This is a genomic window from Abiotrophia sp. HMSC24B09 (assembly GCF_001815865.1).
Lineage (GTDB): Bacteria > Bacillota > Bacilli > Lactobacillales > Aerococcaceae > Abiotrophia.
Genome location: NZ_KV822195.1, coordinates 430,938 through 454,843, shown reverse-complemented (window position 1 = coordinate 454,843; position 23,906 = coordinate 430,938). Strand labels below are relative to the sequence as shown.

General features: G+C 43.7%; 19 protein-coding genes. 1 reads left to right on the top strand and 18 read right to left on the bottom strand.

Going from position 1 to position 23,906, the window contains the following annotated elements:
• Window positions 1–172 precede the first annotated feature (172 nt).
• The 4 genes from pflA to parE form a co-directional block, all read right to left on the bottom strand.
• A complete protein-coding gene (pflA, locus tag HMPREF3093_RS03285; RefSeq protein WP_070755581.1) occupies window positions 173–952 on the bottom strand; it encodes a pyruvate formate-lyase-activating protein in 780 nt (259 codons plus the stop codon).
• A gap of 83 nt (window positions 953–1,035) precedes the next feature.
• Complete coding sequence (pflB, locus tag HMPREF3093_RS03280) at window positions 1,036–3,264, bottom strand: formate C-acetyltransferase (RefSeq protein ID WP_070755580.1); 2,229 nt, start codon at window positions 3,262–3,264, stop codon at window positions 1,036–1,038.
• 420 nt (window positions 3,265–3,684) lie between these two features.
• Window positions 3,685–6,144 carry a DNA topoisomerase IV subunit A gene (gene parC, locus HMPREF3093_RS03275; RefSeq protein WP_070755579.1) on the bottom strand — a complete coding sequence of 820 codons (2,460 nt, stop codon included), beginning with the start codon at window positions 6,142–6,144 and terminating at the stop codon, window positions 3,685–3,687.
• Window positions 6,145–6,146: 2 nt separating this feature from the next.
• Window positions 6,147–8,234: a DNA topoisomerase IV subunit B gene (gene parE / locus HMPREF3093_RS03270; RefSeq protein ID WP_070755578.1), complete on the bottom strand. Its 2,088-nt coding sequence runs from the start codon at window positions 8,232–8,234 to the stop codon at window positions 6,147–6,149.
• 188 nt (window positions 8,235–8,422) lie between these two features.
• On the opposite strand from parE, the gene plsY reads away from it, so the two are divergent.
• Entirely contained in the window at window positions 8,423–9,067 is a 645-nt protein-coding gene (gene plsY, locus HMPREF3093_RS03265; RefSeq protein ID WP_070755577.1) for a glycerol-3-phosphate 1-O-acyltransferase PlsY, read from the top strand.
• Between the two features lie 42 nt (window positions 9,068–9,109).
• Here the strand turns inward: plsY and recQ are convergent, their stop codons facing one another.
• The 14 genes from recQ to ylqF form a co-directional block, all read right to left on the bottom strand.
• Entirely contained in the window at window positions 9,110–10,930 is a 1,821-nt protein-coding gene (gene recQ / locus HMPREF3093_RS03260) for a DNA helicase RecQ (RefSeq protein WP_070755576.1), read from the bottom strand.
• Between the two features lie 41 nt (window positions 10,931–10,971).
• Window positions 10,972–11,853: an aldose 1-epimerase family protein gene (locus HMPREF3093_RS03255; RefSeq protein ID WP_070755575.1), complete on the bottom strand. Its 882-nt coding sequence runs from the start codon at window positions 11,851–11,853 to the stop codon at window positions 10,972–10,974.
• A gap of 35 nt (window positions 11,854–11,888) precedes the next feature.
• On the bottom strand, window positions 11,889–13,277 hold the full coding sequence (gene hslU, locus HMPREF3093_RS03250; RefSeq protein ID WP_070755574.1) for an ATP-dependent protease ATPase subunit HslU: 1,389 nt from the start codon (window positions 13,275–13,277) through the stop codon (window positions 11,889–11,891).
• A 41-nt stretch (window positions 13,278–13,318) separates the two neighbouring features.
• Window positions 13,319–13,843, bottom strand: a complete 525-nt coding sequence (gene hslV / locus HMPREF3093_RS03245) for an HslVU peptidase proteolytic subunit (protein ID WP_070755573.1) — start codon at window positions 13,841–13,843, stop codon at window positions 13,319–13,321.
• Between the two features lie 24 nt (window positions 13,844–13,867).
• Window positions 13,868–14,776 carry a tyrosine recombinase XerC gene (gene xerC / locus HMPREF3093_RS03240; RefSeq protein WP_070755572.1) on the bottom strand — a complete coding sequence of 303 codons (909 nt, stop codon included), beginning with the start codon at window positions 14,774–14,776 and terminating at the stop codon, window positions 13,868–13,870.
• Between the two features lie 158 nt (window positions 14,777–14,934).
• Window positions 14,935–16,995 carry a type I DNA topoisomerase gene (gene topA, locus HMPREF3093_RS03235; protein WP_070755571.1) on the bottom strand — a complete coding sequence of 687 codons (2,061 nt, stop codon included), beginning with the start codon at window positions 16,993–16,995 and terminating at the stop codon, window positions 14,935–14,937.
• Between the two features lie 91 nt (window positions 16,996–17,086).
• On the bottom strand, window positions 17,087–17,995 hold the full coding sequence (gene dprA, locus HMPREF3093_RS03230) for a DNA-processing protein DprA (protein ID WP_180363253.1): 909 nt from the start codon (window positions 17,993–17,995) through the stop codon (window positions 17,087–17,089).
• A 154-nt stretch (window positions 17,996–18,149) separates the two neighbouring features.
• Complete coding sequence (locus HMPREF3093_RS03225) at window positions 18,150–18,428, bottom strand: hypothetical protein (protein ID WP_070755570.1); 279 nt, start codon at window positions 18,426–18,428, stop codon at window positions 18,150–18,152.
• A gap of 188 nt (window positions 18,429–18,616) precedes the next feature.
• Window positions 18,617–19,300, bottom strand: a complete 684-nt coding sequence (locus tag HMPREF3093_RS03220) for a DUF4956 domain-containing protein (RefSeq protein WP_070755569.1) — start codon at window positions 19,298–19,300, stop codon at window positions 18,617–18,619.
• A gap of 15 nt (window positions 19,301–19,315) precedes the next feature.
• Window positions 19,316–20,047, bottom strand: coding sequence for a polyphosphate polymerase domain-containing protein (locus HMPREF3093_RS03215; RefSeq protein WP_070755568.1), 732 nt, complete (start codon window positions 20,045–20,047; stop codon window positions 19,316–19,318).
• A 233-nt stretch (window positions 20,048–20,280) separates the two neighbouring features.
• Window positions 20,281–21,711 carry a M56 family metallopeptidase gene (locus HMPREF3093_RS03210; RefSeq protein ID WP_070755567.1) on the bottom strand — a complete coding sequence of 477 codons (1,431 nt, stop codon included), beginning with the start codon at window positions 21,709–21,711 and terminating at the stop codon, window positions 20,281–20,283.
• 15 nt (window positions 21,712–21,726) lie between these two features.
• Window positions 21,727–22,107, bottom strand: coding sequence for a BlaI/MecI/CopY family transcriptional regulator (locus HMPREF3093_RS03205; protein WP_070755566.1), 381 nt, complete (start codon window positions 22,105–22,107; stop codon window positions 21,727–21,729).
• A 125-nt stretch (window positions 22,108–22,232) separates the two neighbouring features.
• Complete coding sequence (locus HMPREF3093_RS03200; RefSeq protein ID WP_070755565.1) at window positions 22,233–23,021, bottom strand: ribonuclease HII; 789 nt, start codon at window positions 23,019–23,021, stop codon at window positions 22,233–22,235.
• Window positions 23,021–23,890: a ribosome biogenesis GTPase YlqF gene (ylqF, locus tag HMPREF3093_RS03195; RefSeq protein WP_257244489.1), complete on the bottom strand. Its 870-nt coding sequence runs from the start codon at window positions 23,888–23,890 to the stop codon at window positions 23,021–23,023. The genes HMPREF3093_RS03200 and ylqF overlap by 1 nt, the downstream gene beginning before the upstream one ends.
• Window positions 23,891–23,906 lie beyond the last annotated feature (16 nt).

Genomic DNA, 23,906 nt, shown 5'->3' with positions numbered 1-23,906 from the left:
ATTTTAACATGTAGCTGGGAAAAATTATAGCCCCAAAGAGGTCTAGGCAAAGTCCCTCATACCCTTTTATTTTACGCTTTCACACACTGATTGGCAACTTTCCCGCCTATGACTTGTGCACAAAAATAAATAGCCTTTAGTGATAGAAAATCACTAAAGGCTATTTTAATCCTTAGGCTGTTAGATAACCGCGATAAGAGGCGGTTTCTAGAATACGCTTGGCGTTCTCTACCCGATCAGGTGTCGGCGGCTCAATCCCCGCCAACCGGTACTTAATCCCCAGGGCTTCGTACTTGTAAACCCCTAGCTTATGATAAGGTAAGACTTCAAATTTCAAGACGTTTTTAAGCGTCTTAACGAAGGCGCTGAGCCGAATTAAATATTCATCAAAGTCAGTCCGTTCAGGTACCAAGACATGGCGAATCCATACTGGTTGACCAATATCCGATAAATAGTGAGCCAAATCCAGAATGTTCTCGTTAGGCTGACCAGTTAACTTACGGTGGCCATCTGAATCAATGTGCTTAAGATCCAAGAGAATTAAATCTGTATACTTAAGCAATTCATTAAATTTACTAAAGAATGGCTCCTTGCGGGTGAATGGCCCCCCACAAGAATCTAAAGTAGTGTGGACCCCATTGGCTTTACAGATTTTGAAATACTCAATAACAAAGTCAATCTGCAAGAGAGGCTCTCCCCCACTGACCGTAACGCCACCCTTCTTACCCCAGAAATCTTGGTATTGAACGGCCTCGTCAAAGAGTTGTTGCGGCGTATAGTCATGTCCCCCACGCGTCGCCCAAGTATCAGGGTTGTGGCAAAATTCGCAACGTAGGCGGCAGCCCTGCATGAAGGTAATAAATCGAATGCCTGGGCCATCCACGGACCCAAAACTTTCGGTTGAATGGACATGACCAATTACTTGTGTTGTGGCTGTGTTCCCAAATTGCATTACATTTATCTCCTTACCTATCTCTATATAAAGGGCAAAAGCGACGAGTTGCCCCGTCACTTTTCCCAGTCAAGACTCGACTATTACATTTGGCTATGCATAGTCCGGTTGATAACGTCTAATTGTTGTTCACGGGTCAACTTAATGAAGTTAACGGCGTAACCAGATACCCGAATGGTTAATTGTGGGTAGTTCTCTGGGTGTTCCATCGCATCCACTAAGGTGTCACGATTGAATACGTTGATGTTGAGGTGGTGACCACCTTTTTTAGAGTAACCATCCAACATGTTGGATAAGTTTTCTTGTTGCACATCTTCTTCCTTCCCTAAGGCACGTGGGATGATGGAGAAGGTGTTAGAAATACCGTCTAATGCGTAAGAGTATGGTACTTTCGCAACAGATGATAAGGAAGCCAAAGCCCCGTGAGTGTCACGACCGTGCATTGGGTTAGCACCTGGTGCAAATGGTTGACCTGCACGACGACCATCAGGTGTGTTACCAGTCTTCTTACCATATACAACGTTAGAAGTGATGGTTAAGATAGAAGTAGTGTGTTGCGCATTGCGGTAGGTTGGGTGCTTCTTAACTTTGGTCATGAAGCGTTTCAAGAGATCAACCGCTAATGTATCTACGCGGTCATCGTTGTTCCCATATTTAGGGAAGTCGCCTTCTACTTCGAAGTCAACTACAACGCCGTTTTCGTCACGGACAGTCTTAACTTTACCGTATTTGATAGCAGACAAGGAGTCAGCCGCAACAGAGAAACCAGCGATACCTGTCGCCATAGTACGGTGAATGTAGGTATCTTGAACCGCCATTTGAATGCGTTCATAGCTGTACTTGTCGTGCATGTAGTGGATACAGTTGAGGGCATTGACATAAAGACCTGCCAACCATTCCATCATATCATCATATTTTTCCATTACTTCTTCGAAGTCTAGGTATTCAGAAGTGACTGGTTGGAACTTAGGACCTACTTGAGCCTTAGATTTTTCGTCAATACCACCGTTGATTGCATAGAGCAAGCACTTAGCTAAGTTAGCACGAGCGCCGAAGAATTGCATTTGTTTACCTACACGCATTGCAGATACACAGCAAGCAATGGCATAGTCATCACCATATTGTGGACGCATTACTTCGTCGTTTTCGTATTGAATAGCTGAAGATTCGATAGACATCTTAGCCGCAAAGGTCTTGAAGCCATCAGTTAACTGTGGTGACCAGAGAACCGTTAAGTTTGGTTCTGGTGCTGGACCTAAGTTAGATAAGGTGTGGAGGTAACGGAAGGAGTTCTTAGTTACCAATGGACGACCATCTAAACCAACCCCTGCAATGGATTCAGTTACCCAGGTTGGGTCCCCAGAGAAGAGTTCGTTATATTCAGGTGTACGCATGAATTTAACTAAACGTAACTTCATGATGAAGTGGTCAACCAATTCTTGCGCTTCTTCTTCTGTCAAAGTACCATTGCGTAAGTCACGTTCTACGTAGATGTCTAAGAAGGTAGAAGTACGACCCAAGGACATTGCTGCCCCGTTTTGTTCTTTGATAGCAGCTAAGTATGCTAAGTAGAGCCATTGGAAAGCTTCTTTAGCGGTAGTTGCTGGTTTAGAAATATCGAAACCGTAGATTTCCCCTAATTTCTTAAGGTCTTTCAATGAACGATATTGCTCTGACAATTCTTCACGTAATTGTAAGATGTCATTAGTCATAACATCGCAACCGATGTTGTTGTAGTCTTTGAGTTTTTCTTCCATCAAACGGTCAACACCGTAGAGGGCAACACGACGGTAGTCACCGATGATACGGCCACGACCATAAGCATCTGGTAGACCAGTGATGATCCCCGACTTACGAGCTGCACGCATTTCTGGTGTATAAACATCAAATACCCCTTGGTTATGGGTTTTACGGTATTCAGTAAAGATGTGAGAAACTTCTGGGTCTACATGGAAGCCATAAGCCTCTGCAGACTTTTCAGACATACGAATCCCACCAAATGGTTGTAAACCACGTTTGAATGGTTTGTCAGTTTGGAAACCAACCACTTGTTCCTTGTCTTTATCTAAGTAACCAGGACCGTGAGAAGTGATGGTAGATACAACAGAAGTATCAGTGTCTAAGACACCACCCGCTTCACGTTCTTGCTTGTTCAAGTCCATTACTTGTGCCCATAAGTCTTTGGTAGCTTGAGTAGGACCTGCTAAGAAACTATCGTCTCCTTCATAGAGCGTATAGTTTTGTTGGATGAAATCGCGCACGTCGATTTCTTCCTGCCATTTTTTACCTTTAAAGCCTTGCCATTGTTCCATAGATATCCTCCTTAACTGAATTGTAAACTATCTAGTACAACAACTTTTATATGTTCATTATAACACTCATATTTTAAAATGCAAGCCCTTTAGTTCAGAAACACCAAGTAAAATACCTTGTTATATCAAGGTTTACACCGGTTTCACAAAGTCGCGCAGCTTGTGTAAAAGTTTGTGAAATATCTATCCTGTACTAATCCTGTTTGCCCATAATTTGTCATCTGTATTAGTACATTTGCCTCTAACCCTAGTCCTACACGTTTTCTTTTTCTTACAAAAAATCTATAACAAGTAAGTCTGATGCAGATCTATGTCCTTCTACAAGTAAAATGAACAAACTTTATTACCCTACCCTCATTGTCTTGCACAAAGTCAAAGCAAAAAAATAACCATCGTCCAATCAGACGATGGTTAAAAAAACTAATTTGCTTCTGAAGCCTGAGATTGGATGTCCAAGACTAAATAACAGTCTAAGACATTACCCAATTTGGCTAAATCAGGCGCTTGCGAGCCGTTAGCAAGGCGATCCGACAGTGGAATCTCACTAGCTGGAAAGACCACACTTTGTCCTGTATCCCCTAAAAGACAGACTTGGTGCTGCGCTTTATCAAGGGCTAGGACTTTCAATAATTGATGCGGATTGGTTTTTAATTCTTTTAGTAAGAGGACGCCACGCGAGCCACGCCCCAGTTCAGGTATGACAGTTAAATCACTGCGTTTCACATTTCCTCGCTGAGTCAAGGCAAAGAGTTGTGGCCGTTTTGCTTCTTGGTTAACCACTAAGCAGGCAACCACCTGGTCTTCTTTTTTCAACTTAATTGCTGTTACCCCTTTGGCTTTCAGGCCCATTTCTGATACCAAGTCAGCTGAGTAACGTAAGCAATAAGAGCGTTTGGTCAATAAGACGACCTCATAATTTTGACCAGCTTTAAGGCATTCCGCTGCTACTACTTCATCTTGATCGTCTAGCAGATTCATAGCCTTTGCCGTCCGCGTTTTATAAGACCGGTAAGTCGTGAAGGCCGATAATGGCGTCTGCTTAATCATACCCGCCTTAGTAGCCAAGATTAGTTTATGGTCCTCCTGGCTTGCCACAAAAGCCTTAACAAAGCGTTCACCATCTTGAAGTTGATAGTTTTGGGACAGATGGACCCCAAGATCCTTCCATTTAATTTCAGGCAGTTCATGCACCGGAATATGGATATAATTCCCCTTTGAAGTGATAATGACTAATTCTTGATGTGTACTGAGTTCCTCGACAAAAATTGGATAGTCAAAGTCACGTAAGCCTAAACTATTTAGATCAGATGAGGCAAAGGAACGCATACTAGTACGCTTCATATAGCCTTCCTTGGTCAAAGAAACCATAACTTGCTCGTCTGGAATCAGAATATGAGTATCGATTTCTAGGCTTTGAACCTCTGCTTGTATTTGGCTACGACGCGGTGTCGCAAAGTCTTTTTTGATAGCTTTAAGTTCATTAATCAGAACCTTATTGAGGATTTCAGGATTGGATAGGATATTTTGATACATCAGAATCCGCTCATTCAATTCCAAACGTTCCTGTTGCAAGGCCGTAATATCGGTATTTGTCAAACGATAGAGTTGTAAGGACACAATGGCTTCGGCTTGTTCTAAAGAAAAATCAAACTCAGCTACTAAGTTTTCCTTAGCATCCTGCTTATTATCAGAGCGACGAATAGTGGCAATGACTTCATCCAGAATGGAGACTACCCGAATCAAACCATCTACAATATGTAGACGTTTTTGGTCATTAGCCAAATCATACTGAGTGCGACGGGTTAGTACTTCCTGCTGGTGACTGATATAGGCTTCCAACATGGTTTGTAAGTTAACCAGTTCAGGTCGTCTTTTGTTAATCGCGACCATGTTAAAATGGTAGTTCACTTGCAAGTCAGTATGTTTCAGAAGATAGGTCAGAATCCCTTTGGCGTCAACGTCACGCTTAAGTTCGACTACCAGACGCACTCCATTACGGTCAGATTCATCGCGAACATCTGCGATACCCTCTACCTTACGCTGAATGCGAATTTCGTCCAAACGTTGAATGAGTTTACTCTTATTGACCTCGTATGGTAGCTCAGTCACCACAATCTGACTTTTCCCACCTTTTAGACTTTCAATGTCAGTTTGCGAAACTAAGGTAATCTTACCTTGGCCTGTCTTATAGGCCTGTTGAATGGCATCTATACCTTGAATAATGGCTCCCGTAGGGAAGTCAGGGCCCGGCACCAACTCCAACAATTCCTCTAACTTAGGACGCTTGTGGGTTAAGAGATAGATGACGGCATCAATAATTTCACCTAGATTATGAGGGGGAATTTCAGTGGCGTAACCAGCTGAAATCCCTGTTGCCCCATTGACTAGGAGATTTGGGAAACGTGCTGGTAGAACCGTTGGCTCCTCTTCCGTATCATCGAAGTTAAGGATAAAATCAACAGTTTCTTGCTTAATATCACGCAGTAACTGAGCCGCAATAGGTGACAGGCGGGCTTCGGTATAACGCATAGCCGCGGCTGGGTCCCCATCCATGGAACCATTATTCCCGTGCATATCAATCAGAGGATTGCGCAACTTCCAGTCTTGACTCATGCGGACCATGGCTTCATAGACAGAAGAGTCCCCATGAGGGTGATAGTTACCGATGACATTACCGACCGTCTTAGCGGACTTACGGTAAGGATTGTCGGCTGTATTCCGGTCACGATACATAGCGTATAGAATCCGGCGTTGAACCGGTTTGAGACCGTCTCGAATATCTGGCAAGGCCCGGTCTTGAATGATGTACTTGGAATAACGACCAAAGCGATCACCAATCACATCTGCAAAGCTTAATTCTTGAATCATTTCTTGGCTCATGCTTAGACCTCCTCATCATTAAAGAGTGAAAATTCACCGGAATCCTGAGCAATTAACTCAGGCCCTTGGGCTTCTTGACGCGCATCTTGTTGTTTGACTAAACTTTCATGATGGGCATGACTGGATTCTTGCCCTTGCGACATTTCCAGAATTGAGTCTTCTGTATCTAGCGTAAAGCTGACATGACGCTCAATCCACTTACGTCGTGGTTCTACCTTATTACCCATCAAGGTAGTCAATCGGCGTTCCGCGCGTGCCCCATCATCAATCGTGACACGAATCAATAGACGGGTTTCTGGGTTCATGGTAGTATCCCATAGCTGGTCGGCATTCATTTCCCCAAGACCTTTATAGCGTTGTAGAACATAGCCTTTGCCAACTTTGGCAATTTTGCTGGCTAATTCTTCATCTGTCCAGGCATATTCCACCACTTGCTTCTTACCTGATCCTTTAGATATTTTGAAGAGTGGCGGCATAGCTAAATAGACCTTGCCCGCTTCTAACAAGGGCTTCATATAACGGTAGAAGAAAGTTAAGAGTAAGACTTGAATGTGGGCACCATCCGTGTCCGCGTCGGTCATGATAATGACTTTGTTGTAGTTAACCGACTCTAGGTCAAAATCTGCCCCTACTCCAGCCCCGATGGTATAAATCATGGTATTGATTTCCTCGTTTTTAAGGATATCTTGCATAGACGCTTTTTCGGTGTTGATGACCTTACCGCGAAGTGGCAGGATGGCTTGATACTGGCGATTTCGGCCAAGCTTAGCTGAACCACCAGCAGAGTCACCTTCGACTAGGTAGAGTTCGTTCTTGCTGGAATCCTTTGATTGAGCCTTAGTTAATTTACCGGAAATTGCTCGTTCTTGGGCCTGCTTCTTAGAACCAGATCGCGCCGCGTCACGAGCCTTACGCGCCGCTTCGCGCGTTTCTCTGGCCTTAATGGCCTTACGCAGAATCATCTGAGAGAAGTTGCCATTCTCATTGAGATAGGCCGTCATTTTTTCGTTAACGAAGTTTTCTACCAGTGGGCGCGCCTTAGGCGTTCCAAGTTTTTCCTTGGTTTGACCTTCGAATTGCAGGTATTCCTCAGGAATACGTAGCGAAATAACCGCCGTTAGCCCTTCTCTGACATCTGAACCTTCTAAGTTCTTATCCTTATCTTTGAGCAGTCCCACCTTACGTGCATAGTCATTGAAGGCTTTAGTCATGCCGGTCTTCATCCCAACTTCATGGGTCCCCCCGCCACCTGTGCGAACATTATTGGCGAAGGATAGAATGGTCTCAGAATAGCCATCATTATATTGAAAGGCAAAATCAATTTCAAAGCCCTCAACCTCACCAGCAAAACCAGCGATATCTCCAAGGGTATCTTTCTCTTCATTTAAATAAGTAATGAAGTCAATCAGACCTTGGCTGAAGTGGAAGACCTCATGATAATCAATACGCTCATCGATTAGTTCAATCGTTAGGTCCTTAAGCAGAAAGGCAGACTCACGCAAACGTTCTGCAATCGTCTCACTGTTTATGCTAGCATGGCCAAAAATCTTGCTATCCGGCATAAAATGCACGGTAGTTCCATGTTTAGACTTGTTGGAGTTCTTAGTCTTAATGAGTTTAGTAACCGGCACGCCCCCATTCTCAAAACGCATTTGATAGGTATAGCCATCACGGTCCACCTCAACCTGCACCCAAGTAGAGAGCGCATTGACCACTGAAGCCCCTACCCCGTGAAGACCACCAGCCGACTTATAACCACCTTGACCAAATTTACCGCCGGCATGGAGGACAGTAAAGACCACTTCAATGGTTGGCTTACCTGAAGCATGCAAGCCGACTGGCAAACCACGACCATTATCTTGAACTTTAACACTACCATCTTGACAGATGGTTACCTTAATATGGTCCGCAAAACCTGACAAAGCTTCATCGACAGCATTGTCCACAATTTCATATAAAAGGTGATGCAAGCCACGTTGATCAGTAGAGCCGATATACATACCCGGACGCTTACGTACAGCTTCTAAACCCTCTAGGATTTGGATGGCATCATCACCATAATTTGTTAATAATTGCTGCTTATCAGCCATTATTGTCACCTCAACTTTTTGTTTCAACTGTTCTATCATACCAAATACTAGGTCTAGATTTCAATTAAATCTTTCATCTGGCCCATTCTAGCGCATCATCCGCTAAATAGCAACTGAAAGATGTCCCCTGGCCTTTTTTTTAGTAGGAATTCGTGATACACTAAAGGGGAATTTAAAGGAGGCTCTCTATGCATCTCAAAATCCTATTGATTATTGCCACCTACTTACTAGGCTCCATCCCTACTGGGGTTTGGTATTCACGTCTACGCTATCGTCAAGACGTGCGCCAAACAGGCTCTGGTAACAGTGGCGCGACTAACATTGGACGTACCTACGGCTTTCAGTCAGCCGTCTTAGTTGCCATGATTGATGTCTTAAAAGGCTGGATTCCAGTTCACTTGGCCAAATGGCTCTTCACAGATAATGCCTGGGTGATCTCAGCTGTCGCACTTGCAGCCTTAATTGGCCATGCCTATCCCATCTGGGCCAACTTCAAGGGCGGCAAGATTGTTGCTACTTCTATCGGTGTCTTGCTAGGCTTCCATTTCTGGATTGCCTTGGTCATGGTGATTAGCTTCTTTACCCTACTCTATCTAACCAGTACTGTTAGCTTCTCGGCCATGGTCTCTTATAGCTTGACCGCCTGCTACCTCTTCTTGACTCAGCCTAATAAAATCTACGGCGTGACCTTTATCCTTATCGCCCTCTTCATGATATATCGTCACCGGCAGAACATTGAGCGCCTACTACGCCATGAAGAAAAGACTATCAGCTTTGGGCTCGGTCTCTGGCTCAATCAGCATGGATCCAAGGATTCATCACAAGCAAAATAAAAGCAAACACGCTTAGCTCCCCTGAGAGTTAAGCGTGTTTTTCTACTTATCTTTTTCAGCCAGATAGGCCTCAATGGCTTGCATAAAGTCATAGCCATACTGTGATAATTTCTTCTGCCCCACACCAGAGATAGTCAGGAAGGCTGTCTCCGTCGTCGGGAAATGACGACACAAGGCGCGCAAGGTAGCATCGGAAAAAATAATAAAAGGTGGTACCTGATGCTTTTGAGCTAAATCATAACGAACTTGCCGTAAACGCTCAAAAAGCACTTGATCATAGGCATCTTGGCTCTCATTACCACGAGCCTTGACTTGACTCATCTTAGCAATACTCATTGCCAAAGTATGCTTAATACTTACTTGTTCCTGCCCCTTTAGCACCGGCTTAGCCTTAGAAGTTAGGTTGAGAATGGGATAGTCTTGGCCTACCATCTTAAGATAACCTTCTACCACCAAGGCACTAATATAACGCTTGATTTGAGCTTCTGGTATGTCTTTCATGAGACCATAAGTGGGCAGATCAGCCAGATATGTTCCTTTGATGTCTGCCTTCTGACTGCCCTTAAGGACCTCGGCCACCTTAGTCAAACCATAGCGTTGGCCCATACGATAGACACAGGCTAGAATCTTTTGTGCAGGCACCGTAATATCAACCTGTTCCACTGTCGTCGTGCAATTGGTACAGGACTGACAGTTCCTTTCATGTGGCGATTCACCAAAGTAACGTAACATAAAGCCCCGCAAACACTGAGTAGTTCGGCAATAGTCAATCATTTCATTGAGTTTCTGGCGTCCGATTGGATCGCCACCTTGTTCAATCAGGTAGACATTGGTCATAATGTCGCGGTCTGAATAGAACAAGGTACAACGAGAGTCTTCGCCATCACGACCAGCACGGCCTGCTTCCTGATAATAGGATTCCAAATCCTTAGGCATAGCATAATGAATGACCTGACGCACATTGGATTTATCAATCCCCATACCAAAGGCATTAGTTGCCACCACCACCTGAATCTCATCAAATTGAAAGGCGCGTTGAGCAGCGTGTCGATCTAACATGTCCATTCCAGCATGGTAGGGTCTGGCTTTAATACCGGACTGATTTAGTTTACTAGCTACAGACTCCACGTCTTTGCGTGTGGCACAATAGACAATGCTAGGCTCGCCACTGGCCAAAAGTTCCTTTAGCCTTCTTATCTTATCGCTTGGTTCTTCCAAGGCAAAGAAAAGATTAGGTCGATCAAAGCCTGTCACCATTTCAAAGGGCTTTTGTAGCCCTAAATAATGGACAATATCTTGCCGAACCTGGTGGGTGGCTGTCGCCGTAAAAGCCGCCATAACCGGTCGTTTGGCTAGATAGTCCAGCAAATGAGGAATGGCTTGATAAGAAGGCCGAAAGTCATTACCCCATTGGGAAATACAATGAGCTTCATCCACTGCCACTAAACTAACCTCTAATTGGCTGACCAAGTTCAAAAAATAGTCATTTGACAGGCGCTCTGGCGCAATATAGGCTAATTTGACTCGCCCACTTCTTAAGGCCGTCACTGCTTGACGGTTTTCTTCCAAGCTTTGGCCACTATTAATCAAAACTGCAGGTATGCCCATGGCTTCCAAGCTAGAAACCTGGTCTTGCATTAGCGAAATAAGTGGCGAAATCACTAAGGTTACCCCTGGCAATAACAAGGCTGGCACTTGAAAGCAAAGAGACTTACCAGCCGAAGTTGGCATGATGGCCATAGCGTCCCGTCCGGATAGAATGGCATCAATAATGGCCTCTTGGCCTGGGCGAAAGCTGTCATACCCATAATAGGCTTCTAGAACCCCTAATTTGGTTTGGGGCGCCACTTGAAGGGAATGCATATGTCTAGCCTCGCTTTCTGCTAATTCCTAAATTTCTTGTCTTAGTTTTTTTTAGTAAAAGTCAGGGTGTAGTCATGGGTGGAAACATTGGAAGGACCCACTTCAATGACCTGGTATTTTTCTGGCCACTGGCCACTTGCCTCACTGCTATCCGCAATGCCCGCCCATGGTTCTAGGCAGACAAATGGCGCTTTAGCAGGATACGGTGACCAAATCCCCACAAAGCTCATGCCATGATGGCTGAGTCCGATGCTTGCCTGGGCATCTTCTAGAAGCAGCTCAGTCTCTGGCTTGATTTGATAGATTAGCGCATCCTTTTTAAATGTCTTGTGGCTAAGCTCCATTCGACTCAGCTCTTGATAGCGCGCCTTATTAAGCTCAATTAAGCCACTAGCTAGGTCTAGCGGAATATGGCGTAACATCTCTTGTGGTTGGAAGCTAAGGTATACCCCATCAAACTCGTCCTTATCATTTTGGCAGACATTAAAAGCTGGATGGCCCCCAATGTTATAGTATAATACCTGGCTAGCATTAGGATTATGGACCGTATAAGAAACAGTCAAGCGTGGGCCAGACAAAATATAGGAGACTTGCAACACAAAGTCAAAAGGATACAGTGCTTTGGTCTCATCATTTGATGTCAGTTCAAAGGTGACCGCTTGTTGTGACTGAGCAATGACCCGGAAATAACTGTCTCTGGCAAAACCATGACGTGGTAGGCGGTAATCCTGCCCCTGATAAGAGACGCATCCTTCCTTTAAGCTACCCACAATCGGAAAGAGAATGGGCGCCTGACGTCCCCAGTAGTTGGGATCCCCTTGCCAGATGAATTCATAACCTGACGCGCGATTCAAGACAGAGGTCAGTTCAGCCCCCATCTCCTTAATTTTTACAATTACTTGTTCATTCTCAAGTCGTATCATGGATTTACCTCCTCAAATCTTCCTCTATGAGTTGCCTATAAGATATAGTGGCTCAAATCAGGACTTTCTACTATTTTATCTAATCGTTGACTTACATAAGCCCCATTAATCTCAATACGGCCCATATTCATATCCGCGGCTTCATAGAGTAATTCTTCTAGGACTGTCTCGACGATAGTATGGAGACGACGAGCCCCAATATTATCGGTTGACTCATTCAATAGCACCGCATACTCCGCCATTTTATCGATAGCAGAGTCCGTGAAAATGACCTGTACCCCTTCTGTAGCCAGCATGGCCTGGTATTGATGCAAAATAGCATGTGCAGGCTCTTGTAAGATTCGGCGGAAATCATCTACCTTAAGGTCAGTCAACTGAACACGAATTGGAAAGCGCCCCTGCAGCTCTGGGATTAAATCCGAAGGCTTGGCTACATGGAAGGCACCTGACCCAATAAAGAGAATATGATCAGTTGAAATGATACCATACTTAGTCTGGACGTCACTTCCTTCGACAATCGGAAGAATGTCACGTTGGACCCCTTGGCGACTGACTTCTCCACCATGATTGGATGAAGTTGCAATCTTATCGATTTCGTCGATAAAAATAATCCCGCTGTTTTGAGCCAGTTCTAAGGCCTGTTGGTTAATATCATCCTGATTAACCAGATGATCTGACTCTTCTTCTGTCAGCAATTCCAGCGCTTCCTTGACGGTCACACTGCGTTTGATTTTTTTCTTAGGTCGTAAGTTTTGGAATTCGGATTGGACATCCATCATTTGTTCCATCATAGGGTTTAAGTTATTGAGTTGCAGTTTCTTCTCTTCTAACTCAATGGTGACTTCCTTATCATTAAGTAAGCCTTGGCGCAATTGTTCCTTGATTTGGCGGCGACTTACCTTAATGTCATCTGTCACCACTTCCTGAGGTTCCTCCTGGCTTTGAGTCATTTGTTGCAACATGGCCATAAAATCATTAGGCTGGGCTTGTTGCTTCTTCTCTTGCTTAATACCCGGTTTGAGGGCCTTAGCTAGGCGGGTCAAGGCACGCTCATAGGCCTCTTCTCTCACTTCTTGATGTTTAATCTTCTTGACCATGCGAATGCTGGCTTCCACCAAGTCACGTACCATGGCCTCTACGTCACGACCAACATAACCGATTTCGGTATACTTGGTCGCTTCTACTTTGACAAAAGGCGCATTGGCGATTTCAGCCAAGCGTCGCGCAATCTCAGTCTTACCGACCCCAGTTGGTCCAATCATTAAGATGTTCTTTGGTTTGACTTCAGCCTGCATAGCAGGATCTAACTTGAGACGGCGCAGACGATTGCGCAAGGCAATGGCAATGGCGCGTTTAGCTTCATCTTGGCCGATAATGTACTTATTTAATTCATTGACAACATAACGTGGTGTTAATTGACTCATAATCAATTCATCCCTTCTATTATAGTGGCAAGTCAGCCCTCTTAGGCTTCTTCCACACGAATTTGGTCATTGGTGAAGACATCAATCTCACTAGCAATTTGTAAGGCTTGCTTGGCAATGTCTACGGCACTCAATTCAGGCGCGTTACGCTTGAGAGCACGGGCTGCTGCTAAGGCATAGTTACCCCCAGAGCCAATGGTCAAAATGCCATCATCTGGCTCAATGACTTCCCCCGTCCCACTGACCATGAGGAGATTGTTCTTATCCATGACAATCAGTAGGGCTTCTAGCTTCTGTAAAGTCCGGTCAGAACGCCAAGACTTGGCTAGTTCGACGGCTGCCCGGGTTAACTGTCCTTGGTGCTCACTGAGCTTGGCCTCGAACATTTCTGATAGAGTAATAGCATCCGCTACCCCACCCGCAAAACCAACCAGGACTTGGTTATGATAAATACGGCGAATCTTACGGGCAGAGCCTTTCATAATGACTTGTTGGCCCATGGTAATTTGGCCATCACCAGCCATGGCCAGTTGATTATTTTTTTTTACAGCACAAATTGTTGTCATGATGGTCACTTCCTTTTAGCTTGATTATTTGTCTTGCTTAGCTTGTTTAGCCCTAGGATGGGCTTTAAGGTATTGGCTGCGCAATTGGTCTTTAGTTACATGGGTATAAATTTGGGTTGAACTGAGGTTGGCGTGGCCTAAGAGTTCTTGAACTGTTCTCAGATCTGCCCCCTTATTGAGCAAATGCGTAGCAAAAGAATGCCGCAATTTGTGGGGATAGATTTTTAAATTCATGGCCTGCTCCTCAACCAAGCTCTTGAGTCGAGTCCGAATCTGTCGGGGACTCATTGGCGCCCCCTTGTCAGTCAGTAGCAGGTATGGGCTGTTATTTCTATCAATTTTCGGTCTTAAATGACTTAAGTAATCCCGAATGGCTTGGGTCGCTGAATCTCCCAATGGTACGATGCGCTCCTTGTTTCCTTTACCTAGCACACGAATAAGCTGTACCTCTAGGTTAAGGCGATTTAGGCTCAATTCGCTTAGTTCGCTGACCCGCATACCGGTTGCATAGAGAACTTCTAAGAGCATTCGGTCACGCCAAGCCGCATCATCTTCCCGCTTATAAAGGGCGTCAAAGAGTTGACTCAGTTCTTCTTCATAGAAGAATTGTGGCAAGGTCTTTTTCTTCACTTGATACTGAACCAATTCCATGGGATTAGTCTCAATCCATCCCTGGCTTAGGCAGTAAGAAAAAAATGATCGTAGACTGGATAATTTACGGCGGATACTCGTTTTTGCGTAGGCTTGTTCATTGAGATAAGCCAGATAGAGTCTAACATCTTGATAGGCAATTTGCTTCAAATCGCCGCCACCGCTAGTCTCAATAAAAGACTGAAAGGCCGCTAAGTCTTGTTGATAGGCAGCTAGGGTCTTCTGGGAATAGCGTCTTTCAACACTAATGTATTGGAGAAAACGCGCAATAGCTTCTTGCATAAGACCACCTACTTTCATTCTTTCTATGTCTTTTAGTGTATCACTTTTTTGCTTTTGAAGCGACTGCTCCGCCTCATTTGCTCTCATTTGTTAAGGATTGATAAACAAAAAGAGATTAAACCTCGGTTTAATCTCTTTTATGCTGGCAAGGAACTTGCTTATTTTTGAATATCTTCTTGATAGTCACAGTGACTGCAAGCAACTTGTTTGCCCTTGCGACTTGTTTTTTCTACTAGATAGTGTTGGCAGACTGGGCAGTCGCGTCCAACTGGTTTGTCCCATGAGACAAAGTCACAGTCAGGATATCGATTACAGCCAAAGAAGAGCCGATTCTTCTTGGATTGGCGTTCGACCACTTGGCCCTGATGACACTGCGGACAGGTCACGCCAATGGTTTTGACGATCGCTTCTGTATGTCGACAATCTGGGAAATTGCTGCAGGCATAGAACTTACCAAAACGGCCAATCTTAATGACCATATCATGGCCACACTCAGGACAGGCGAAACCAGCTGGCTCATCCTTGATATCAATCTTAGCTACTTCTTCTTCGGCCTTGGTTAAATTGCCTTTAAAGCCTTCATAGAAGGACTCTAGGACTTGAACCCACTGGAACTTGCCTTCTTCAATGGCATCTAGTTCCGTTTCTAAACCAGCCGTAAACTCGGTATTCACGATATTAGGGAAATAACTAGTCATCAGATTATTGACAATCTCGCCTAGTTCAGTTGGTTCAAAACGCTTAGCCACCATTTTGACATAGTAACGCTTGCGCAGGGTTTCAATGGTAGGTGAATAGGTAGATGGACGGCCAATCCCCTTTTCTTCTAAGACCTTAACCAAGGAAGCTTCGTTGTAACGAGCAGGTGGTTGGGTGAAGTGCTGACTTGGATTCATATCCGCCACCTTCACTGCCTCTCCAACTTTTAAGTCTGGCAGGAAGTTATCCTTAGCCCCTTGAGATGGATAAACCTTAAGGAAACCAGGGAATTTAATCTTAGAGCCATTTGCACGGAAGGTTGCACCATTCTGACTTAAGTCGCAACGAATGGTATCGTAGACCGCATCTGCCATCTGACTAGCCACAAAACGGGACCAAATCAAATTATAGAGTCGATATTGGTCCTTAGTTAAAGAGGCTTGGATGGACTCTGGAGTAAGTGTCACATTAGATGGACGAATCGCTTCATGGGCATCTTGAGCGCTTTGACCATTACGGACTACCTTGCCGGGGCCAAGATATTCAGATCCAAAAGTCTCATCAATATAATCGAGAGCTGCCTGACGGGCACTCGGCGCAATTCGGGTAGAGTCTGTACGCATATAGGTAATCAAACCAACCGTGTTGCGGCCAAGGCTAATCCCTTCATAGAGCTGTTGGGCGACCATCATGGTTTTGCTGGTACGGAAGCCCAGACGATTAGACGCTTCTTGTTGTAGGGTTGAGGTAGTAAATGGCGCCTGCGATTTACGACGGCGCTCCTTCTCCTCAATCTCATCTACCTTGAATGGGGCCTTTTGATCAATTCGAGCCATCACCGTTTGGACATCCTCATGACTCTTAAGCTCACGCTTTTTGCCATCTAGTGCATAAAAATCAGCCTGGAACTTGCTTTTGCCCTTAAGGAAGGTAGTCGGAATATCCCAATACTCTTCTGGTTTGAAGTTTCGGATTTCTAGTTCGCGGTCAATAATCAGTTTCAATGCCGTGGACTGCACCCGACCAGCAGACAAGCCTTTTTTAACTTTCTTCCATAGTATAGGCGAAATGGAATAACCCACTACACGGTCTAAGATACGACGCGCCTGTTGGGCATCAACTAGTTCTTGGTCAATAGCACGCGGATGCTTGAAGGCCTCTTTAACAGAATCTTTGGTAATTTCGTTAAAGACCACGCGGTTCTTGTCGTTTGGATCCAAACCTAATATATAGGACAGATGCCAAGCGATTGCTTCCCCTTCACGGTCCGGGTCGGCTGCCAAATAGACTTTTTCAGCTTTTTTGGCGTATTTACGAAGTTCTTTAATGGTATCACCACGGCCGCGAATGTTAATGTAGCTAGGTTCAAAATGGTTATCGATATCCACACCCATTTTGCTCTTAGGCAAATCACGCAAGTGTCCTTTGCTGGCTACTACTTTATAGTTCTTACCCAAGTATTTATCAATAGTTTTTGCTTTTGTTGGTGATTCGACAATCACCAGATATTTATAAGTCACCTGATCGACACATCCCTTTCTCGAGCAAGGGGGCTTGCTTCAATGTAAATCGTATCAATCTTAGACGAAACCGGATCGCTTGTCAACACTTTTAATTCTTTATTGCTTGGAGACGATAGAGAGTCTCCAGGTCTCCCAAGAAGTCTGGCAGACTATAAATGGCATTAGCTCCCGCTTCAATTAACTGATTACATCCGGCTGAATTAGTCTCACTCAAATGTCCTGGACAGACATAAATCTCGCGATTATACTGCAGGGCAAAATTAGCCGTGATGAGACTCCCGCTCTTCAAGGCTGCTTCCACAACAACCAGTGCTGGTGCAATCCCCGCTACCAATCGATTACGCATAATAAAATGATGTTTTTTGATTCCTATATGAGGCAAATACTCTGACAAGAGCAAGTGGGATTGCCCTAATTCAGCCATAAGGCTTGTATGACTTCGTGGATAACAGGTCCCAAAGCCAGCCGGCAAGATAGCAATGGTTTTGCCACCTGAGCAGCCTAGAGCCGTTCGATGGACCATGGCATCTACTCCCAAAGCCATCCCCGAGACACAGACATAGCCTGCTTGGCACAAAGCTTGTGTTAGCGAGCTAGCATCTCGCTGACCTTGTGAGCTAATAGCTCGAGTTCCAACTATCGAAATTAGCGGCTCTTGCAACCATTCAATATGTCCTTGAAAATATACCAATAAAGGCGGCTTAGGAATCTCTAACCAGGTGCTAGGATACAGTCTTTCACCAATCATCAGACTATAGTTGGCTAATTCCTTAATTCTTTCATAGTTTTGGTCATCCAAATAGAAATGAAAACTTGGATTAACTAAGACGCCTTCTTCTTTCTGTACTTCCCTTAACATAGACTGACAGTCTGCGAGCTGAAGTGCGTCGCGATGACAAGCACTTTTGATAGCATGCTTGAGGTAATACCAAATCTCACGGTAATTAGCGCCTTCTAGGCTCAAAAGAATGAGTTGCTCCTTCATCGTCAAATCCATCAAGATTTCCCCTTTCATACTATATATAGGCAAAAAGGAGAATAAAACACGTCTAAAAAAGATAAAAAGTTACAAGGCTATATAAATAGTAAGAAAAGCATATATAAGGGAGACTGGAATTGATTCCCAGTCTCCCTTATTGTAGTTAAAGTTCCTATAGGGTACTTTCTTTAGATAAGCTATCTAGCAAGTCAAGCCCTTGGCGGGACATACCATCAATAATGAAGTGATATGGCTGCCCTTGGTCATCATAGAGAATAAGACCTGACAAATAGCCTTCGTGCTTAAGGTATTCTAAAGCTGAAATCACTTGGTCCTGGCTGTAAGAATGTGACTCTACAAAGTCTAATAGGTTTTCCAATTCGAAATGAACGGGCAGCTGACGATCAAGCGCTAAAAGTAAGTCCCTCACTAGAGATTTTCTTGGTCTCATAACACTCTCCCTTTCTGATGAATAAACCAGGCATGATACCACTCGTTTTGTTAACTTATGCATTTCTTCACAAAATGAATCCTTGCTTTAAAATAGAGTATATAACTATCATAAAGCGTTTTCAATCAGCTGTCAAGTAAGTATAAATAAGCTAGCAGACTAAATAAATCTACTGGCTTAGGAGTTATCTAAAGTGTCTTCTTCTTCTTGGCTACCTTACTCAAGCTAACTTTAGCTAAAGTATTGTAGGCCTGAAATTGATTAATAAAGGCATGATCGCTAACCTCACGTTTAAGGTCTACGATATAGTCTAACTTAAGCAAGGCATCGCCATCTTCAAAAGATATGGAGGCCAGTTCTACAGACTGACAAAGCGCTTCAAAAATACCCTCAAAGAGCAAATCATAATCTTGATCAGCTGAAATTTTCACTGTCAGATAGCGCCGTGATTGGCTTGTATTAGCAAAATTGACATGTTCCAAAATCAAGAGCAGACAGGTCAAAACAAGGGTAAAGCCAAGGGCTAGGAAGATATATCCCATCCCACAGGCTAAACCGATGGCAGTCGCCATAAAAATAACTAGCATCTCCTTGGCGCCCCCTGCCGCTGAACGAAAACGAATGAGGCTAAAGGTCCCGGCTACAGCCACACTGGTGCCCAAATTACCGTTGACTAAAAAGATAATCATGGCAATAATGGTTGGCAAGAGAGCCAAAGTAATAACGAAATCCTTCGTATAGAGCGTCTTATACTTATAGACCCAAGCCAACCAGAGACCAGTTAGTAAGGCAACTAGCAGTGACATCATTAACATTTCAGGCTTAGCATTGGCTTCATTTGCCACATAAACTGAATTGAATAATTGGTTCATAAACCTACCTCCCTATTATAAAGCCAAGCGAACTTCTGAAGCTTCTAAAGTTTTAGAATAGGCTCTCCCATATTTAGAGAAAGAAATTTCTTCAACTTGATGACGGTTCAAGATTTCAACCATCCAGTCGGGTTGATCACCATTAACCTTAATTTCTAGAATAACTTGATTTTCCTCGATTAATGGTTCTCCATGCCGCCCAGCTGTTAAATCTAAGTCGTAGTTTCGGTAAACAACTTCGCGGTCAATGGTTACACGAACCTTAGGATCTTCAATTCCACGATAGGAGTCGCGATTATAACCAATAAACATCATTGGCTTAAGTGCTACGTAGCGACGTTGTAGCTCTAATAAGGTTAATTGCAACTCTGGGTTAGCATCTGGATGAGCTTTGGTAGGATGGGCCACATAGCGAATAATATCTGCCATATCTGCTACAAAACGGTACTTATGCCCTACTTCTAAAATCTTCTTCTTAATCTCTAAGAAGGCAAAACTATCAGCCTTAGGCTTAGCATCATAGGTTCTCATTCGGACTTTCTCGCGTCCATGCAATCTAGCTAATGAATCTTCCACTAAGTCATAGTCTGCATTATCAAAATACAAGTTACTAATCGTCGAGACAGGGTAGTCATCTGGCACTAAGTATTGACTAAACTCCTTATTCAGTGCCGTCATGGTCTTAGCATCCACTAAATATTTACTCTCGAAACGTTGGAAATTCTTTTGAACTTTATGCTCTTTCATTTTTACTCCTCCTAATTCTACATATGTAGTATTTAGGTGATAAAAGATAAGCTCTCTAGGAGCTAATGAATATACTACATTTGTCGTTTATAATTATATTCTACACTTGTAGTTTTTATAATTCAAGTCAATTCTACATGTGTCATGAGATTGTTATATTTGCAAAACCACATACAAAAAGCCTAACGAGAGCTCTATCGTCTCTCGTTAGACTTCAAATCTATATTTGTTTATTAATCATCTACATCTGGGTCGTCTGGATCATCTGGATCATCCATGTCATCTTTGTCATCAGATTCATCGTCATCGCTATCTTTCAAGATGGACTGCACATTGAGTAAAGGTCTAAATACTGACGGTGCCTGTGACGACTCTGCATTAGAAGTTTGGCTAGCTACATGTTCAGAACCTGCGACGCTCTCACTTGGTTGAGAATTCGAGACTAAAATTTGGTTGGTCTCATGAACTCGTAAAATTTGCCCATCTATCAAACTAATTTGGTACTGATAAATGGTATTTTGATATTGGAAAGCGACAAAATAGCGGTCCTGAGACAATTCTATTTCTAAGGCTTGGACTTGATCCAATGTCAAGCCCGCCTCTGCTAAGGCATAATCTCTGGCTTGATTGCTAGAAACTCCGAGCTCACTTATCTGACTATCTGCCACCTGATTAGCAGGTGGTTGTGCCATGACAAAGACAGAACGCGATAGTAAGACTAAAGTAGCCACTCCTAGAATGGCAAGAACGGATAAGAAGCGAATTGGATAACGATTATCCATAATGGCTAATATGCGTCGCTTCAAATTGAAACGATTGGAATAGAAGCAAGTGGTTAAAGCTACCTGGTTTTTCTTGCTTCGGTCAATCATGGTCAGGATTGTCTCACCATAGAAGATGCGATAACTAACATCTTGTTGAGCTAATACGGTAGCATCACAGTACATTTCCCCTGCTTCCAATAACTCTTTGCTGGCAAAACGAACCAATGGGTTGTACCAGTAGAGACTCTTAATAAACATGGCTAAGAGACTAACATAAACATCTCCGTGCTTATAGTGGACTAATTCATGATGGAAGATCAAACTAAATTCTTCCTCTGTATAGTCAAGCTCAGGAAGTACAATGGTTGGTTTTCTGAAGCCAAATAAGAGAGGACTGTGAACCAACGGGCAATAAATTAGGCCAATTTCGCGTTTTACACCCACAAGCGCTTGCATCTCAGCTAAGGTTTCCCAGATGGCTAAATCTTCAACAGGGTCGCCCCATCGCTTGAGCATGGTCTGGAACTTGATGTAACTATAGAGCTGACGTCCAAGATATATCAAGACACCTAATAGCCAGACCAACAAGATAGCATGTAAAATGTTAAAGGACCATGTAGGAGTCGGAACTGTTGCTCCTGAAGCTTCTATTGGTGTCGACCCCATATGAGCCGGAGCTGAGGTCGGGAGTAATGGTGCGGGTGGTTGCACCTCAATTAAGCCCAGACTAAAGGCTGGTCTGAATGGTAACAAGAGGCTCAGGATAACCCCAATCCAGATATAGTATTTACTCCGGACTGACAGTCGATTCTTGAAAAGCATAAAACAAATACTGACAAATGGGATTAAGCAAGAAACTGATAAGCTAGTCAAAAAGAAGTTAAAGAGTATGTCTTGCATTTAGCCCCCTCCTCACTAGGACTTATGCTGATTCAGCAAGTCACGCAATTCATCCATATCAGAATCAGATAAGGAATTTGAACGGAATAAGTTATTAATAAAGCCACTGAGAGAGTGACCCTTGTAGCGATTCAAGAAGTCAGAGGCCTCAACCTCCAGATAATCTGCTTCTGAAACTAGTGCTGTATAGTGACGTTCCCGCCCCACTCGCTCGCTATTGAGATATCCTTTTTCAGTAAGACGAGCCAAGACCGTAAGCAAGGTTTGTGGCTTCCAATGATTGTCTTCACCTAGATATTCAATAATCTGAGCAGAAGTTGTAGGCTGTGGCAATTGCCAGATGGCCTTCAAGATAGTGAATTCGCCATCCGCTAGACGCTTAATTTTTGCTACCATAAGAATCTCCTTTCGTTTAATGAATCAATCTTTCTCACCTTAATTCTACAAATGTCTAAGGGTTTTGTCAAGCTTACCTTGCCTTCACTATAGAAAAATCGGCTCCGTAGCGGAACCGATTGAATTTATGATTCATATGTTTTGTACATGGACTTAACCGGTTCAAAGCTCCGACGATGAATAGGAGTATAACCTACTCTATCCAAGGCCTCTAAATGTTCCTTGGTCCCATAGCCCATATTCCGCTCAAAGCCAAACTCTGGGTAGGTCTGGCTGTATTGGACCATCAATTCATCCCGATAAACCTTGGCAACAATAGAAGCAGCCGCAATGGATAAGGAACGCTGATCGCCTTTGACCAAGGACTCTTGTGGCAAATCAGCATCAATATTGATGGCATCCAGTAGCAAATAATCAGGTCTTAGACTTAGAGCCTCAACTGCAGCCTTCATCCCTTGTCGCGTAGCTTGATAGATATTCTCCCGGTCAATAATAGCTGGAGGAATGGCAACAATTTTAAGATCAAGGGCGACCTCACGAATTTGTCGAGCAAACTCTAGACGTTTTGCGTGTGAGAGTTGCTTAGAGTCTGTCACCCCAACCAGTAAATGCTGGCAGTCTCTAGGCAGAACAACTGCTGCCACCACCACTGGACCAGCTAAAGGCCCACGCCCTACCTCATCTAATCCGGCAATCACTTGATATCCAGCATTATAGGCTGCAATTTCATGTATAAGCCTTTTTTGGTGGTCGTGAAACATGATTTGTTGATTTAGTAGGCGTTTATGGCATTGTTCAAGCAATTTTTGGACACTTTTACGCTCATCTTTTTCTAGTATCGCTAATAATTCATGAGACTCATCCTCTACTTCTAGCAAAGCATCCTTAATTTGACTTACAGTTAACTTAGACATTAATTTTCACCTACTAATGAGGCTTCTAAAGGCACTTGATCCAAGGTCAAACTACCTAATTGGTGCTGACGATAGTCAATGACTAATTTTGTAGATGCCTGATCATAATCATCCTTAAAGCCCAGTCGCTTAGTGATAACTAAAAGTAACTCTACTAGGGGCAGTTGGCACTCTTGTTCAGTCAGACGGTAACGCTGTTTAAGCACATCCAGATTATTGCCTAATACTAAATCTAATAGGTAAAGAGCCAAATCATCCATATGAACCAGTTGGTCTTTGATGGCACCGGTTAGGGCTAATTTTTTGCCCACCAAAGGATCATCAAATTTAGGCCACAGAATCCCCGGCGTATCCAGTAATTCAAAATTGCGCCCTACTTTTAGCCAACGTTGCGCCTTGGTAACCCCGGGTTTATTCCCGGTAATGGCCTGATTCTTACCCACAAAGCGATTGATTAAGGTTGATTTACCTACGTTAGGAATCCCCAGAATCATCAGGCGAATAGCACGCGGCTTGACACCTTTAGCAGCTTGTTTGGCAAAGTAATCTGACATAAGTAGCTGACATTGCTTCTCAAGTTGTTTGAGTCCTTTACCATGCTGAGCATCGATAGATAAAGCATGAATATCTTGACTTTGATAGTAATTAATCCAAGCCTGAGTCTTAGCAGGATCTGCTAAATCGGCCTTGTTGAGGACCATAATACGAGGCTTATTACCTACAATTTCGTCAATCAAGGGATTACGACTGGATTCAGGGATACGAGCGTCAACTAGTTCAATAACAATATCGACTAAATTGAGTTTTTCCTTGGCTTCACGTTTAGCCTTGGCCATATGGCCAGGAAACCATTGAATGGGTTGTGACACGAACTTTCCTCCTAGG

Bases quoted from the DNA above. Each gene is read 5' to 3' on its own strand.
- pflA (WP_070755581.1), bottom strand. From the start codon at position 952: ATGCAATTTGGGAACACAGCCACAACACAAGTAATTGGTCATGTCCAT.
- xerC (WP_070755572.1), bottom strand. From the start codon at position 14,776: ATGCAAGAAGCTATTGCGCGTTTTCTCCAATACATTAGTGTTGAAAGA.
- parC (WP_070755579.1), bottom strand. From the start codon at position 6,144: ATGAGCCAAGAAATGATTCAAGAATTAAGCTTTGCAGATGTGATTGGT.
- HMPREF3093_RS03255 (WP_070755575.1), bottom strand. From the start codon at position 11,853: ATGATACGACTTGAGAATGAACAAGTAATTGTAAAAATTAAGGAGATG.
- parE (WP_070755578.1), bottom strand. From the start codon at position 8,234: ATGGCTGATAAGCAGCAATTATTAACAAATTATGGTGATGATGCCATC.
- hslV (WP_070755573.1), bottom strand. From the start codon at position 13,843: ATGACAACAATTTGTGCTGTAAAAAAAAATAATCAACTGGCCATGGCT.
- HMPREF3093_RS03205 (WP_070755566.1), bottom strand. From the start codon at position 22,107: ATGGTAGCAAAAATTAAGCGTCTAGCGGATGGCGAATTCACTATCTTG.
- hslU (WP_070755574.1), bottom strand. From the start codon at position 13,277: ATGAGTCAATTAACACCACGTTATGTTGTCAATGAATTAAATAAGTAC.
- HMPREF3093_RS03210 (WP_070755567.1), bottom strand. From the start codon at position 21,711: ATGCAAGACATACTCTTTAACTTCTTTTTGACTAGCTTATCAGTTTCT.
- HMPREF3093_RS03220 (WP_070755569.1), bottom strand. From the start codon at position 19,300: ATGAACCAATTATTCAATTCAGTTTATGTGGCAAATGAAGCCAATGCT.
- HMPREF3093_RS03215 (WP_070755568.1), bottom strand. From the start codon at position 20,047: ATGAAAGAGCATAAAGTTCAAAAGAATTTCCAACGTTTCGAGAGTAAA.
- dprA (WP_180363253.1), bottom strand. From the start codon at position 17,995: ATGGATTTGACGATGAAGGAGCAACTCATTCTTTTGAGCCTAGAAGGC.
- HMPREF3093_RS03225 (WP_070755570.1), bottom strand. From the start codon at position 18,428: ATGAGACCAAGAAAATCTCTAGTGAGGGACTTACTTTTAGCGCTTGAT.
- plsY (WP_070755577.1), top strand. From the start codon at position 8,423: ATGCATCTCAAAATCCTATTGATTATTGCCACCTACTTACTAGGCTCC.
- recQ (WP_070755576.1), bottom strand. From the start codon at position 10,930: ATGCATTCCCTTCAAGTGGCGCCCCAAACCAAATTAGGGGTTCTAGAA.
- HMPREF3093_RS03200 (WP_070755565.1), bottom strand. From the start codon at position 23,021: ATGTCTAAGTTAACTGTAAGTCAAATTAAGGATGCTTTGCTAGAAGTA.
- pflB (WP_070755580.1), bottom strand. From the start codon at position 3,264: ATGGAACAATGGCAAGGCTTTAAAGGTAAAAAATGGCAGGAAGAAATC.